Source organism: Streptomyces sp. NPDC085944 (genome assembly GCF_040686295.1).
Lineage (GTDB): Bacteria > Actinomycetota > Actinomycetes > Streptomycetales > Streptomycetaceae > Streptomyces > Streptomyces salinarius.
This window is the reverse complement of record NZ_JBFBJX010000012.1, coordinates 120,323-133,865: the sequence shown is the minus strand read 5'-3', so window position 1 is coordinate 133,865 and position 13,543 is coordinate 120,323. Positions and strand designations below refer to the sequence as shown.

Below are 13,543 nucleotides of genomic sequence, written 5' to 3'. Positions count from 1 at the left end.
GCTCGGAACGGCTCTAATCCACAGGCTGGGCATACTGCAGGTCCGCCGTGCCGGCGTAGCCCGGCAGCGTCACCCGCCCGTCGTCCTCGACCTTCCAGCCGAGCCCGTACACGTTGACGTACACCATGTAGTTCTGGATCGCCGGCGACTTGGCCAGCGCGTTCTTCAGCCGCTCCGGCTCACCGACCGCCTGGATCCGGTACGGCGGCGAGTAGACGCGGCCCTGCAGGATCAGGGTGTTGCCCACGCAGCGCACCGCGCTGGTGGAGATCAGCCGCTGGTCCATCACCTTGATGCCCTCCGCGCCGCCCTGCCACAGCGCGTTCACCACGGCCTGCAGGTCCTGCTGGTGGATCACCAGGTAGTCGGGCTGCGGCTCCGGGTAACCGGGCAGCTTCGCGGTGGCGTCCGGCGGGGCGTCGTCGAGCGTGACGGTGATCGCCTCGCCCTTCAGCTTCTGCGTACCCGCCTTCTTCTCCAGCCCGGCGAGCTCGTCGTCCTCCGACTGCGTCCGGCCGTCGTCGCGCTCGGCGAACGATTCGACCTCCTCGCGCAGGGCGCCGTTCGACTCCTCCAGATCGCCGTTCTCCCGGCTGCGCTCGTGGATGAGATCGGACAACTTGAGCAAAGAGGCATCCGTACGGATATTGGTGCCCTTCGCGGTATTGAAGCTGGTGAAGAAAATAAGTCCCGCGAGCGCGAAGACGGCCGCCGTGAGAACCCGCACGGGCCGGAAACGGCGCCGACGGGCAGGGCTGAGTCCCGTTCCGGGGGAGTCGGCAGAATTGCTCAACGTACCCTTATCTCCTTCGGCGCCACGGAAGGACTACGCTAACGGACGCCCGGGGGAGCGCTCAGAGTCCCCTTGCCCCCAAGTACGCCGCCCACCGAGACCGACCCCCGTTCCCTGCGCGGCCACGCAGCGCATCGACAGGAGAGACCCTCGTGCCGAAGTCACGTATCCGCAAGAAGGCCGATTACACGCCGCCGCCCTCGAAGCAGACGGCCAGTATCAAGCTGACCAACCGCAGCTGGGTCGCGCCGGTCATGCTGGCCATGTTCATCATCGGCCTGGCCTGGATCGTCGTCTTCTACGTCACCGACGGTTCGCTGCCCATCGACTCGCTGGGCAACTGGAACATCGTGGTGGGCTTCGGTTTCATCGCCGCGGGGTTCGGCGTCTCGACGCAGTGGAAGTAGCGCGGCGGTAGTCCCCACAGGCTCTGCCCAGGGGTATTCACCGAGTTATCCACAGGCGCTGTCCACACGCTGGGGAAAAGAAAGACGATCTGTGGATAACCCGCCGGACATTGACGCCGGTATGACGGAAGTATCGACTGACCCCCGGTTCCGAAAACGTGTTCGCCCCCTGCCTGACCTGCGCAAACACTGGTCAGTGACAGGGGGCACACCTGTTCTCGCACACTGTGCACAAGATCCGGCACCTTCTGTGGACAACGGGGCGCTCAGGTGAGCTGCGCCGACCTCAGCAGGGTCAGGCCGACGACGACCAGCAGGACCAGCGCACAGGTGCCGTACTGCACGAGCGTCCGCCGCTCGCGCGGAGCGTGGAGCATGGCGAAGCCGATGACGCCGCCGGCGACGAGGCCGCCGATGTGGGCCTGCCAGGCGATGTTGGCCCAGGTGAAGGTGAAGATCAGGTTGATCACCAGGAGGATGACCACTGGGCGCATGTCCGCGTTGAGGCGGCGCACGAGTGCGGCGGTGGCACCGAAGAGGCCGAAGACCGCGCCGGAGGCGCCCAGTGTGGCCGTGGTGGGTGCGGCCAGCAGGTAGGTGAGGGCGCTGCCGGCCAGGCCGGAGACGAGGTAGAGGGCGAGATAGCGGGCTCGGCCGAGAGCTGCTTCGAGGGGGGCGCCCAGGAACCAGAGGCTGATCATGTTGAAGCCGATGTGCCAGATCTCCTCGTGGGTGAACATCGTGGTCACCAGGCGGTACCACTCACCCTCCGCGACGCCCTCCGTGGGGACGAAGGGAGCCGGGGGCCAGCGTCCGATGAGCACCAGGTCGCTGAGGAACGACGACGGGAGTGCCTGGACGGCGATGAACACCGCCACGTTGATCCCGATCAGGATCTTGGTGAGCAGGTGCGGGTCTGCAGCGACCGTGCCGCCCGCGAGAGTACGGGGGCGGGAAGCGGCCGGGGCCGGGCCCTTGGCCCCCGGGGTGCGGCCTGCGGCGCAGTCGGGGCAGTGGAAGCCCACCGACGCGTTGACCATGCAGTCCGGGCAGATGGGGCGTTCGCAGCGGGTGCAGCGGATGCCGGTCTCGCGGTCGGGGTGGCGATAGCAGCCGGGCAGGCTCTGGGCTCCCGGCGGGCCCGCGTCCGGTGGGCCGGCGGCCGCGTGGTCCATGACATCCCCTCGGTCGTCCTGCGGGCGGTGTGTGCAGATGCACTGCCCCCGCCCTTTTTTACGGATGGGCGGGGCGTTTGGTTCCTGCCCGGTGTGCCGGGGTCTCAGGCCTCGCGGGTCTCGACGACGACCGACTCGATGACGATGTCGTCGAGGGGGCGTTCGGTGCGGGGGTTGGTCCGGGCGGCGGCGATGGTGTCGACGACCTTCTGGCTGGCCGCGTCGGTCACTTCGCCGAAGATCGTGTGTTTGCGGTTGAGCCAGGTGGTCGGGGAGACGGTGATGAAGAACTGGGAGCCGTTGGTGTTGGGGCCGGCGTTGGCCATGGCCATCAGGTAGGGCTTGTGGAAGGTGAGGTCGGGGTGGAACTCGTCGGGGAACTGGTAGCCGGGGTCGCCGGTGCCGTTGCCCAGCGGGTCGCCGCCCTGGATCATGAAGCCGCTGAGGACCCGGTGGAAGACGGTGCCGTCGTAGAGCCGGGCCGTGGATTTCGCTCCGGTGGCGGGGTGGGTCCACTCCCGCTCGCCGCGGGCCAGCTCGACGAAGTTCTTGACCGTCCGGGGTGCGTGGTTCGGCAGCAGCCGGACCTCGATGTCACCTTGGCTGGTCTTCAGGGTGGCGTAGAGCTGCTCGGCCACGGTGTGCCTTCCGTCGTCCTGTGGTGCGCACCGATCCTCCCACGGGCGGGGGCGCGTCCGGTGCTCTTACCGCTGGGTCGCGAGCGTGGGGGGCCGATCCGTGGCATGGTCGTGGACGGGATCGTGTTGCCCGGTATTCATCGGTTATTGACGTTGATCAGCTCCTGTTCGCAACTTCATCACTACTTGTCCCAGAGGTCCCGGCGGCATCGTCCGTGACCCGGATGCCCGCCCTCACATGCCTGGTGGAGCGTCCCCAGGCATGATCCGTAAAAGGGTGGAAAGTCGAATTACCGTACGCCACCGAGGAGGAGGAACCCGTGACCCGCATCGACAGCGTGCGCGCCGCGACCGGTTCGGCGAAGGACAGCGTGCTGCACGCCGCGGAAGTGGTGGCGCCCTACGCCGACACGGCCAAGGACAGGGCCGCTCACTATGCACAGGAGGCGCGCGTACGGCTGGCGCCCAAGGTGTCGCAGGCCACGTGCCAGGCGCGCCTTCAGTACGGCACGCATGTCTCGCCGCGGCTGGAACAGGCGCGTACGCATGTGCCGCCGAAGATGGACGCGGCCGCGCAGGAGGCCGCGGTACGTGCCCGGCTCGCTGCTCGGCAGGCGGCCGACTACTCGCGTCCGAGGATCGAGCAGGCGGTGGCCGCGGCGGGTCCCGTGCGTGAGGAGGCCACGGCGCGGGGTGCCGCCGCGCTGGCCGCGTTGCGTGGTCAGGTGACGGCGAAGGAGATCCAGCGGCTGACGCGCAGGCATCAGCGCCGGGCGCGGGTCGGCCGTGTCGCCAAGGTTCTCGCGGTGGTGGGTGTCGTCGCGGGCGGTGCCTTTGCCGCGTGGAAGTGGTGGGACAAGCAGGCCAACCCGGACTGGCTGGTGGAGCCGCCGGAGGCGACGGAGGTGCCCGAGTCGGGTCGGCTGACGTCGGTGGACGGTACCGGCGAGGCGATCCTCGATCCCGAGGTACAGGCCAAGCAGGCCCAGGAGGAGGCGGCCGAGGGCGACGAGCCCCGCTGATCCTCGCTGTTCGCCGGCGGTTCTGGCGTATGGCAGTCCTGCCGCCGAGGGGCGGGAGCCCCTGTCCGGGGCTCCCGCCCCTCGGCGATGTTTCACGTGAAACGGCGCTCAGCGGCCGTAGCGGCGTTCCCGCAGGGAGTAGGAGCGCAGGGCACGCAGGAAGTCGATCTCGCGGAAGTCCGGCCAGTAGGTCTCGCAGAAGTGGACTTCCGCGTAGGCGGACTGCCAGAGCAGGAATCCGGAGAGCCGCTGTTCGCCGGAGGTGCGGATGATGAGGTCGGACTCGGAGCGTGTCTTGGAGTACAGGTGCTTGGAGATGTGCTCCATGGTGAAGGTCTCGATGAACTCGTCGATGTCGCCGCCCTGGGAGCTGTGCTCGGTGAGGGCGGAGCGCACGGCGTCGACGATCTCGCGCCGGCCGCCGTAGCCGACGGCGACGTCGACCTTGGTGCCGCCCTTGCGGCCCTGCGTGGCAGCGGTGGCGGTCTTGAGGCGGCTGGCGGACTCGGCGGGCAGCAGGTCCAGGGCGCCGACGGCTTCGACGGGCCAGGGGTTGCCCGGTGCGGCCAGTTGCTCGACGACCTCGGCGATGATGTCGATGAGCGGGTTCAGCTGCTCTTCGGGCCGGTGGAGGTTGTCGTCGGAGAGCATGAACAGGGTGACGTGCTCGATCTTGGCGGAGTCGCACCAGCGCAGGAAGTCCAGGACCTTGGCGCCGCCGGCCCGGTAGCCCTCGCGGGGGTCGTCGATGCCGGACATCTTGGCCCACCGGCGGTTGCCGTCGAGCATGATCCCGATGTGCTGGGGGCGTGGGCGTCCTTCCAACTCCCTGACCAGCCGTTTCATGTAGAGCGCGTCGAGAGCGGCCCGTACCTTCGCCCGCATGGTCTACCCCTTCCACCTCGTCGGTAGCGACCGGACGGCTCCAACGGCGATGAGCCACGTGGCACCGCCCCGCGGGGGTGAGGTGCTGATGCCCTGTGGGGTGACGATATCAAGAGCAGACAGCCCGGCCCGGGCGGCGAGAGGGGCCCGCCCGCGGGCCCGTGCCGGTGACGGCGCGGGCGTCGGAGTGCTCTTCCAGGCGGTCAACTGGCCTTTTCCCTCCGGGTATTGGTGATCACCGGGTGGCGCGTGCGGTGTCGGGCGGGGGTGCGAGGGCGACGACGGTGAGGAACGTCTCCGCCCACCGGCAGACCGGTGGGGGCGGTGTGGCCCCCCGCCGGGCGGTCGCCTGAACGGAACAGAGCGCCTCCGATCTACGTTTTCGCAGGTCGGAGGCGCTCTTTTCGGTGGAGCCTAGGGGAGTCGAACCCCTGACATCTGCCATGCAAAGACAGCGCTCTACCAACTGAGCTAAGGCCCCTCGGCGGTGTCGTCGGCCCTGGTGTCGCGGACCGTCGGTCACCGCGGACAAGAGTACCGGGTCGCCCCCCGTATCTCACAAATGATTGGGGCTCCCGGGGAACGACCACGCTCCGTAAGATGCTCGGCGTGGTTCGCTGGAGCGAACTGCGGTTTTTGGGGAAGCGATGGGGAGACGCAATGGACGCCGCACAGCAGGAAGCCACCGCAAGAGCGCGGGAACTGCAGCGGAACTGGTACGGGGAGCCGCTGGGGGCGCTTTTCCGCAGGCTTATCGACGACCTCGGTCTCAACCAGGCTCGTCTGGCGGGGGTGCTGGGGCTGTCCGCGCCGATGCTGTCGCAGCTGATGAGCGGCCAGCGGGCGAAGATCGGCAATCCCGCGGTGGTGCAGCGGGTGCAGCTGCTGCAGGACCTGGCGGGTCAGGTCGCCGACGGCAGTGTGAGCGCGGCCGAGGCGACGGAGCGCATGGACGAGATCAGGAAGTCGCAGGGGGGTTCGGTGCTCAGCAACACCACGACGACCACGAGCAGTTCGGGTGCGCCCACGGTCAAGCGGGTGGTCCGTGAGATCCAGTCGCTGCTGCGTTCGGTGGCGGCCGCGGGGGACATCATCGATGCGGCGGACGCCCTCTCCTCCTCGCATCCCGAGCTGGCGGAGTTCCTGCGGGTGTACGGCGCGGGCCGCACCTCGGACGCGGTCGCGCACTACCAGTCCCACCAGAACTGATCCCGGAGCCCGCTCGCCGAGGGGTCGGCGGCCGGGTCCGCGGGAGTGGCGCGACAGGTCCCAGGGGAGGAGCGGCGCACAGCCATGGGTGAGGTCTTCGCGGGCCGGTACGAGCTGGTCGACCCGGTCGGCCGGGGCGGGGTGGGTGCCGTCTGGCGCGCCTGGGACCACCGGCGCCGGCGTTATGTGGCCGCGAAGGTGCTGCAGCAGCGGGACGCGCACTCGCTGCTGCGGTTCGTCCGTGAGCAGGCGCTGCGGATCGATCATCCGCATGTGCTCGCGCCCGCGAGCTGGGCCGCCGACGACGACCAGGTCCTGTTCACCATGGACCTGGTCACGGGTGGTTCGCTGGTCCATCTGGTCGGGGATTACGGTCCCCTGCCGCCCGACTTCGTGTGCACGTTGCTCGATCAGCTCCTGTCGGGCTTGGCGGCGGTGCACGGGGAGGGCGTGGTGCACCGCGACATCAAGCCGGCCAACCTGCTCCTGGAGGCGACGGGGACGGGCCGTCCGCGTTTGAGGCTGTCCGACTTCGGCATCGCGATGCGGTTGGGTGAGCCTCGGCTGACGGAGACCAACCTGGTGGTGGGGACGCCGGGTTATCTCGCGCCGGAGCAGATGATGGGCGCGGAGCCGGACTTCCCGGCGGACCTGTTCGCGGTGGGTCTGGTCGCCCTGTACCTGCTGGAGGGGGCGAAGCCGGACGCCAAGGCGCTCGTCGAGCACTTCGCCGAGCACGGTACGCCGACCGCGCCGCGGGGGATCCCCGAGCCGCTGTGGCAGGTCGTGGCGACGCTGGTGCAGCCGGATCCGGCGGCGCGGTTCCGTACCGCGACGGGGGCGCGCAGGGCGCTGGCCGCGGCGGTGGAGCTGCTGCCGGAGCCGGGGCCCGACGACGAGCTGATCGAGATCTTCGACCAAGTGGGCCCGCTGCCCGCGGGGTTCGGCTCTGAGGGCCCGTTCAAGAGGGCGTCCGGCCTGGCCGACGCGGCAACGGCCCCCCAGCGGCCGACGGACCCGGCCCCGGCCCCGCACACGGCGCCCACACCACTGCCCGGCGCGTCGACGCCCCCGCCCGGCATGCCTCCGGTCCCGGACGGTACCCCGGCATCGCTTTCGACCCCGGCCGGTCCGCCACCGCCCGCCGGGCCCTGGCCCCCCGCTGTCCCCGACACTCCCACGCCTCCGGCAGGCACGGTGGACGGTACGTCGCCGTCCGGGCCCACATCGACCGGCACACCACCGGCCTCGGCCGGCACGCCACCCACCGACGGCCGGTTCCCCGCCGTGCCCGGCGCAGCCCCGGCGGGCACGGGGTCCTGGCCCGTCGGCGCGCCGCCCGGCCAGGACTGGACGCCCTCCACCGACACCGCACCGCCTTCGCCTCTCGGCCGGGCCCGCCCCGCCCCGGGCGAAGCCGGGCCGTCGGTGGCTGCCGGGGGCGAGCGGCCGGGTGCCATGTCGGAGACCGGTAGCTTCCGCCTGCCGCCGCCGCGGCCGACCGTCACCCGGGCGGGGTCTCCGGCCGGAGGCGTCCCGCGATCTCCTTCCCGGAGACCGGCGTTCACTGAGTACGGTGCGCCACCCGTGCCGCCGCTTCCGGCCCAGGCCCTCGCGCCGTCCCCGCCGCAGTGTGCCGACGTTCCCACCGCCCCGTACACCACCGGGAACCCGCGGTCCGCCCCGCCCGCCCAGCACCGTGGGGCTCGGCGCCGGCGCCGCCCCGGTCCACCGGCGAAGGTGGCGCTGCCGCTGCTGATGCTCGCGCTGGCCTGCTATGCCGTGGGTTTCTGGGCGCTGACCCGTATCTGACTCCGGCGCTCCGGGGTCCGGTTCAGGTCCTGCGCCGGGCAACCGCCGTCCACACCGCCAGGCCGAGGAGCAGCAGGCTGCCGGTTCCGATCCCGCCGACGGCGACCGCTCGCATGGCGGCGTCGTCGTCGGCCGCGGCCCCGCTCCCGCCGCCGCTGCCGGGCGCGGCGACGCGGTCCTGCGCGAAGACCTCGAAGAGCCCCTTCGGCCGGGACTCCCCCGCGTACTCGGGCCCGCTCCGCGCCGTTCCCCCAAGTCGCAGGCGCAGCGTCAAGGCGAAGGGGCCCGGGCCGAAGTCGTCGGCCACCTGCGCCGCGAGGTGGACGACGAGGTAGTAGTCGCCGGCGAACCGCAGCGCGCCGACGTGGCCCGCGGTGGCGTACCGGTTGGGGTAGGCCACGGGCGGCAGCGGGGCGAGGCCGACGGTGGTCCGGCGGCCCGGGTATCCCTTGGCGGCGTCGTCGACCTCGCCGCGCACGGGGTTGTGCAGGGCCAGACGCAGGGCGCCGGTGGTGTAGCCGGAGGCGTCCGGGGAGCCGGCGAGTTCGGCGGTGGCGTACACCTGGCGGCCCCAGTCGACCGGCACCTTGTAGTAGAGGGTCTGGCCGGGCCGGATGTCGGCGCTCCAGGCGCCCTGGCCGACGAGCGCGGCGTGGGCGAAACCGCTGCCGCCCGGCCGGCGTTCCGGCTCACCGGCGAGGGGTTCGGGCGAGGCGGAGTCCCAGGTCTCGGGGGCCTTGGTGGCGCCGGCCTGTCGCGGGCGGGGTTCGGTGGCGGCGATGATCTCCAGGTCCCAGTCGTCCGGCGGGGAGTCCTGGGGCCGGGTCCGCTCGACGCCGACGTAGTAGGTGCCGGGGTCCTGGCACCGGTTGGTCCCGGGGTCGATCTCGCGCAGGCCCCAGGCGGTGACCGGTCGGGGGCTGTGGGCGGCGCCGAACGTCGCGCTGTGCAGGGAGCAGGAGCCGCCGTCGGAGTCCCGCACGGAGACCCGGATGCCGTCGACGGCGGTGACCTCTCCGTCGGAGCCGGGTACGGCGGTCACGGAGACGTAGGCGTCCGAGGCGGCGTCGAGTTCGAGGCGGTAGTAGAGGGCGCCGTTGCGCGGCAGGGAGCTGCGGTAGGTGGAGCCGGCCGCCAGGGTTTCGGCGGCCGTGACGGTGCTCGCGCCCGCGATGCGCACGGCGTCGTCGGCGAAGTCGTACCCGGCACTCTCACCGGCCGAACCGGCCCCACGGGCACTTGCCGGGCCGGCCGCGAGGGCCGTGGCGCCGGGCAGGGCCGTGGCCGTGGCCAGTACGGCGGTCATCACGGCCGTCCGCGCGAACACCGTCGGCAGCCAGGGGGCCGTCGGCCGTACCCGTTCCGTTCCGGCACGCCGCCGAGCCGTACACCACCGTCCCATGACCCGCCACCCCTCGCGTCCACCGGCTCAGTCGCTCCGTCGCCGCCCGCCCCGGGCGGATCTGCCCCCTCAGGGCAACACAAAACCCCGACCGTTTGACGGCCGGGGTCTGCTCAGGACCGGATGTCGGTCGTACTCAGGAACCCGTGGGCACGGAGTCAGTCGCCTCCGTCCACAGATCCTGCTCGGCGCGATCCGCCTGGATCTGGCGGTACACGAGGAGCCCGCCGATGGCGGCCAGTGCGACCAGGAGAAGCTTCTTCACCGCGCGACCTCGTCTTTCCTTGACGTAGGGGACCTCTGGCGCCCGACTATACACACCGGCCGATACCGATCGGTGACCTGCGCCGGTGGTCAACTGCCCGTCGCCGGACCCCGATAGAAGTGGACGAAACGGTTCCGACCGGAGGGTGATCACACCCTCACACGCCGCTACTTTTGCCCACCTCCCTCCCGTCTGCGCACCTTTTCCACCCTCCTGCGGCTAAACGGGTGGTGTTCATCTGAACATCGACGCGCCACGGGCTCAGGTCCACCACTTCGAGGCCCTCATACACATCATGAGGAAAGTACGCAAATCGCCCAACCCGAAAGTGAGGGGCCATGGCCCGGAACAAGGTCCTGACGCTGTGGACCAGCATCGTCACCGCCTTCCTCGCGCTGTGCACGGCGCTCGGACTCATCACGACGACGGCCGCCGCGGCCGTACCGCAGACCGGATCGCACAGCAACACCGAGAGCGCCACCCCCGAGGCGGCACCCGCGGCCACCGTCCACCTGCCCCGGACCCGAACCGGTTCCCTGCCTCCCACGATGAAGCAGCGCATCCGTGCCGAGGCACACGGCGCGGCACCCAGCTGCCGCAACCACCCGCTCGCCGGCACCTCCGCCACGGCCGCCGCCTCGCTCGTCGGCCTTCCGTGCGACGGCACCGCCGCCGAGCCCCCGGCCCAGCACACCATCCCGCTCCAACGCTGAGCGGACCGGGCCACCCCCGACCCCGACGCAACGGCGATCTGCGTACCGCACCACACGCGAGAAACGGCCCGGCGGCTCGACAGAGCAGCCGGGCCGCCGCCGTGTGTACGCACAGAACGGGCAAGCCCCCGCACACATCCGGCCGCCCGGGCCCGATCCCCCGCCCGACCGGACCCCACTCCTCAAGACCTCTTGAGGAGTTGTAGCCTGCGACCGTGCCCAAGGCGTACGAAGTGATCGCTGACGATCTCCGCCGCTCGATCCGGTCGGGCGAGCGCGAGCCCGGCGACCGGCTGCCCTCGGAGGCGGACCTCGCCCTCCACTACCGGCGCAGCGTGCCCACCGTGCAGAACGCGCTCCGGGTGCTGAGCGACGAGGGCCTGATCGACAGACGGCACGGACTCGGCACCTTCGTCCGGCGCCCCCGTACCCCGGCGGTGCGCGACAACCTGCGACACCAGTGGGAGAAGGACCGGGCCCGCCGGCCGCTCGCCACGCGGGCCGAGACCGGCGCCACGGAGCACGACACGGGCCTGCGCGCCGACGACCTCGTCTTCCACGCGGAGTACCGCGAACGGGAGGCGTCCGGGGAACTGGCCGACGTCTTCGGCGTCCCCGAGGGCACCGTGCTCCTGCGGCGCACCTTCCGCACCCGCCACTCGGCCGAGCCCGCCCCCTTCAGCCTCGTGACCTCCTACCTCGTCCGCGACATGATCGCGGCCAACCCCGAGCTCCTGGACCCGACCCAGGAGCCCTGGCCGGGCGGCACCCAGCACCAGCTCCACACGGTGGGGATCGAACTGGACCGCGTGGAGGAGCGTTTCACCGCCCGCCCGCCGACGCCGGAGGAGGCCGAGGCGCTGGACCTGCCGCCGGGCACGTCGGTGATCCTGCTCCGCAAGACCTCGTACGACACCGGGGGCCGGGTGGTGGAGGTCTCCTTCGTCACGCTGCCCGGCGACCGCACCGAACTGCGCTTCACGACCCGTCTGGAAAGGTGGTGAGTGCCGCCGTGAACCGGCGCATCGTCATCGTCACGGCCGTCCACGGCCCCTCCGCCCCCTTCCTGCCCGAGGCCCACGCCTCCCTGTGTGCCCAGGAGCTGCCCGACGGCTGGGAGTGGCGGTGGGTGATCCAGGAGGACGGCCGTACGCAGGACGTCCGGCCGTACGTGCCCGACGATCCGCGGGTCGCCTTCCACCAGGGGCGTCCCGGCCGGCAGGGCGGTCCCGGGGTGACCCGCACGATGGCCCTGGCCCACGCGGACGGCGCCTACGTGAAGGTGCTGGACGCCGACGACCGGCTGGCCCCGGGTGCCCTGGCGCGCGACCTGGCCGCCCTGGAGGCCGACCCGTCGATCGGGTGGGCGACCTCACGGGTCCTGGACCTCCTGCCGGACGGTTCGACGGCCGGCTTCCCCGGCGACCCGGCGCACGGGCCGATCGAGCGCGGGGCGGTACTCGACCACTGGAGGGCGAACGGCTTCCGCGCCCAGGTCCACCCGGCGACCCTCCTGGCCCGGCGGGAACTGCTGCTCGCCCTCGGCGGCTGGATGGCTCTGCCCGCGTCCGAGGACACCGGCCTGCTGCTGGCGCTCAACTCAGTGAGCCGGGGGTGGTTCTCGGAGGAGGTGGGCCTTCTGTACCGCAAGTGGGAGGGCCAGGAGACCGGCCAGGCATCCCACGCGGAACCCGCCGAACGCGATGCCCGGATGGCGGTGGTGGAGGCCAGGGCTCGGGCTCTGGCCTCCTTCGGGTGGCGGCTGCCGGAGGGCGGACGGTAGAGCGGACGGCGGTGCTGCGGCGTGTGGGCGGTGGAGCGGGCGTCCGGGCTGCGGCGTGTGGGCGGTGGAACGGACACGGCCGGACGGTGCGATGCGGGCGGCAGAGCGGCCGTCCGGGGCGGCGGCCGTTCAGGGCAGCCGCTCCGCGTCGACCCGGGAGAAGATCAGGTCGCTCTCCTCGGTCACCGGCCCGCGCCGGCGGACCGGTGCACGGGGCACGCCGCGCAGCGCCTCCGGATAGCTCCCGGGGGCGTAGTCGTTGGTCAGCCGGTAGACGTGGAATCCGGCTGTGCGCATCACCCCCAGCAGATCGTCGACCCGGTCCCCGAGCCGGGCCATGCGCTCGGGCGCCACCTCGACCGTGATCTCCGCGTCGGGCCGCAGCGCGCCGAGCATCGGGGCGAGACCGCGCACGACGCTCCCCTCCGCGCCCTCCACATCGATCTTGATCACGCGGGCGGCCGCGATCTCCGCCGGATCCAGGAGCTCCGGCAGCGGCCGGGCCTCGGCCCGGAAGCGGGACTCCGCCGGACCGTCGTACGGGACGATGCTGTTCGCGCCCGTGTTCCGTGAGCTGGCGAGCGTGAACGTCAGCGTCCTGGGCCGGTCCGACACGGCGGCGTTGAGCGCGCGGACGGTGTCGAGGCCGTTGAGCCGGAGGTTGCGCAGCAGGTGGCGGTGCAGGTCCGGGGACGCCTCGATCGCGACGACCCGGCCCCGGTCGCCGACGAGCCGGGCCGCCAGGACGCTGAAGACCCCGATGTTGGCCCCGACGTCGATGAAGCCGTCCCCGGGCCTCAGCCGTCGCCGCAGCCAGCCCGTCAGGTGCGGTTCCCAGGCGCCGAACAGATACAGGTACCGCTGGATGAGGTCCTGCGTGTCCACGGCGAACCGGCCACCGGCGCGCGGCGCTTCGACGACGGCCCGGCGGGGGTGCTCGCGCAGGTAGGGATTGAGCAGGCGCTCGGCGAGGGCCGCCTTCCCGAGGGCGCCGGGGCCCTGCCGCACGTACCGGACGGCGAGGCCGACCAGGGCCTCGCCGAGGGCGGCGCCCGGTTCGCCCCGGCCGCTCAGCCCCGGGCCTCTTCCGTGTCCGTGCGGACGATGGTGATCGCGGCGGACGGACATCCCTCGGCCGCCTCGCGCACCCGTGGAGCGTCGACGTCGTGCTCCCGGCCCGGTATGACGGCGCCCAGGCCGTCCACCGTGGTGAACACGGACGGGGCCCGGTGGACGCAGTCGCCGGAGCCGTAACACTGCTCGGGGTCGAGGGAGATCCTCATGCGCACTCCAGCGGCGGTCGGTGTCGAAGCCTTCACGACCTGCCTTCCCACGGATCGGTGCGGTGAACCCGCCGTATTCGCAAGCCTGTTGGCCAGCCACCCCCAGGCGCTCATAAGATCATCGTCGTCCGGCACTCCCGCGGAGCGCGGAGTGCG

At 71.7% G+C, this 13,543-nt stretch carries 15 protein-coding genes and 1 tRNA gene; 7 read left to right on the top strand and 9 right to left on the bottom strand.

The window, feature by feature from the left end; all coding sequences use genetic code 11:
* Window positions 1–13: 13 nt before the first annotated feature.
* The gene (locus tag AB0P07_RS23860; RefSeq protein ID WP_365553605.1) at window positions 14–793 is read right to left on the bottom strand and encodes a DUF881 domain-containing protein; all 780 of its coding nucleotides are present in this window, start codon (window positions 791–793) and stop codon (window positions 14–16) included.
* Between the two features lie 152 nt (window positions 794–945).
* On the opposite strand from AB0P07_RS23860, the gene crgA reads away from it, so the two are divergent.
* Window positions 946–1,200, top strand: coding sequence for a cell division protein CrgA (crgA, locus tag AB0P07_RS23855; protein ID WP_061443618.1), 255 nt, complete (start codon window positions 946–948; stop codon window positions 1,198–1,200).
* A gap of 266 nt (window positions 1,201–1,466) precedes the next feature.
* Here the strand turns inward: crgA and AB0P07_RS23850 are convergent, their stop codons facing one another.
* Window positions 1,467–2,375, bottom strand: coding sequence for a rhomboid family intramembrane serine protease (locus AB0P07_RS23850; protein WP_365553601.1), 909 nt, complete (start codon window positions 2,373–2,375; stop codon window positions 1,467–1,469).
* 104 nt (window positions 2,376–2,479) lie between these two features.
* Window positions 2,480–3,013, bottom strand: coding sequence for a peptidylprolyl isomerase (locus AB0P07_RS23845; RefSeq protein ID WP_365553598.1), 534 nt, complete (start codon window positions 3,011–3,013; stop codon window positions 2,480–2,482).
* A gap of 320 nt (window positions 3,014–3,333) precedes the next feature.
* Between AB0P07_RS23845 and AB0P07_RS23840 the strand changes: the two genes are divergently transcribed.
* Window positions 3,334–4,035 carry a DUF5324 family protein gene (locus tag AB0P07_RS23840; protein WP_365553595.1) on the top strand — a complete coding sequence of 234 codons (702 nt, stop codon included), beginning with the start codon at window positions 3,334–3,336 and terminating at the stop codon, window positions 4,033–4,035.
* A gap of 108 nt (window positions 4,036–4,143) precedes the next feature.
* Here AB0P07_RS23840 and AB0P07_RS23835 read toward each other — a convergent pair whose 3' ends face one another.
* Both AB0P07_RS23835 and AB0P07_RS23830 read right to left on the bottom strand, forming a co-directional pair.
* The gene (locus tag AB0P07_RS23835; protein ID WP_061443622.1) at window positions 4,144–4,920 is read right to left on the bottom strand and encodes an isoprenyl transferase; all 777 of its coding nucleotides are present in this window, start codon (window positions 4,918–4,920) and stop codon (window positions 4,144–4,146) included.
* Window positions 4,921–5,328: 408 nt separating this feature from the next.
* A tRNA-Ala gene (locus tag AB0P07_RS23830) sits at window positions 5,329–5,401 on the bottom strand.
* 179 nt (window positions 5,402–5,580) lie between these two features.
* On the opposite strand from AB0P07_RS23830, the gene AB0P07_RS23825 reads away from it, so the two are divergent.
* The gene (locus tag AB0P07_RS23825; protein ID WP_365553592.1) at window positions 5,581–6,129 is read left to right on the top strand and encodes a DNA-binding protein; all 549 of its coding nucleotides are present in this window, start codon (window positions 5,581–5,583) and stop codon (window positions 6,127–6,129) included.
* 84 nt (window positions 6,130–6,213) lie between these two features.
* Window positions 6,214–7,941, top strand: a complete 1,728-nt coding sequence (locus AB0P07_RS23820) for a protein kinase (RefSeq protein ID WP_365553589.1) — start codon at window positions 6,214–6,216, stop codon at window positions 7,939–7,941.
* Between the two features lie 22 nt (window positions 7,942–7,963).
* Here the strand turns inward: AB0P07_RS23820 and AB0P07_RS23815 are convergent, their stop codons facing one another.
* Window positions 7,964–9,343, bottom strand: a complete 1,380-nt coding sequence (locus AB0P07_RS23815; protein WP_365553586.1) for a hypothetical protein — start codon at window positions 9,341–9,343, stop codon at window positions 7,964–7,966.
* 136 nt (window positions 9,344–9,479) lie between these two features.
* Entirely contained in the window at window positions 9,480–9,608 is a 129-nt protein-coding gene (locus AB0P07_RS23810; protein ID WP_003999697.1) for a DLW-39 family protein, read from the bottom strand.
* A gap of 338 nt (window positions 9,609–9,946) precedes the next feature.
* On the opposite strand from AB0P07_RS23810, the gene AB0P07_RS23805 reads away from it, so the two are divergent.
* From AB0P07_RS23805 to AB0P07_RS23795, 3 genes are all read left to right on the top strand, one after another.
* Entirely contained in the window at window positions 9,947–10,321 is a 375-nt protein-coding gene (locus AB0P07_RS23805) for a DUF6344 domain-containing protein (RefSeq protein WP_365553583.1), read from the top strand.
* A 215-nt stretch (window positions 10,322–10,536) separates the two neighbouring features.
* Window positions 10,537–11,325, top strand: coding sequence for a GntR family transcriptional regulator (locus AB0P07_RS23800; protein WP_365553580.1), 789 nt, complete (start codon window positions 10,537–10,539; stop codon window positions 11,323–11,325).
* An 8-nt stretch (window positions 11,326–11,333) separates the two neighbouring features.
* Entirely contained in the window at window positions 11,334–12,104 is a 771-nt protein-coding gene (locus tag AB0P07_RS23795) for a glycosyltransferase family 2 protein (RefSeq protein ID WP_365553577.1), read from the top strand.
* 129 nt (window positions 12,105–12,233) lie between these two features.
* Here the strand turns inward: AB0P07_RS23795 and AB0P07_RS23790 are convergent, their stop codons facing one another.
* Window positions 12,234–13,112, bottom strand: a complete 879-nt coding sequence (locus AB0P07_RS23790; RefSeq protein WP_365553927.1) for an FkbM family methyltransferase — start codon at window positions 13,110–13,112, stop codon at window positions 12,234–12,236.
* A gap of 62 nt (window positions 13,113–13,174) precedes the next feature.
* A complete protein-coding gene (locus AB0P07_RS23785) occupies window positions 13,175–13,387 on the bottom strand; it encodes a ferredoxin (protein ID WP_365553574.1) in 213 nt (70 codons plus the stop codon).
* Between the last annotated feature and the right edge of the window lie 156 nt (window positions 13,388–13,543).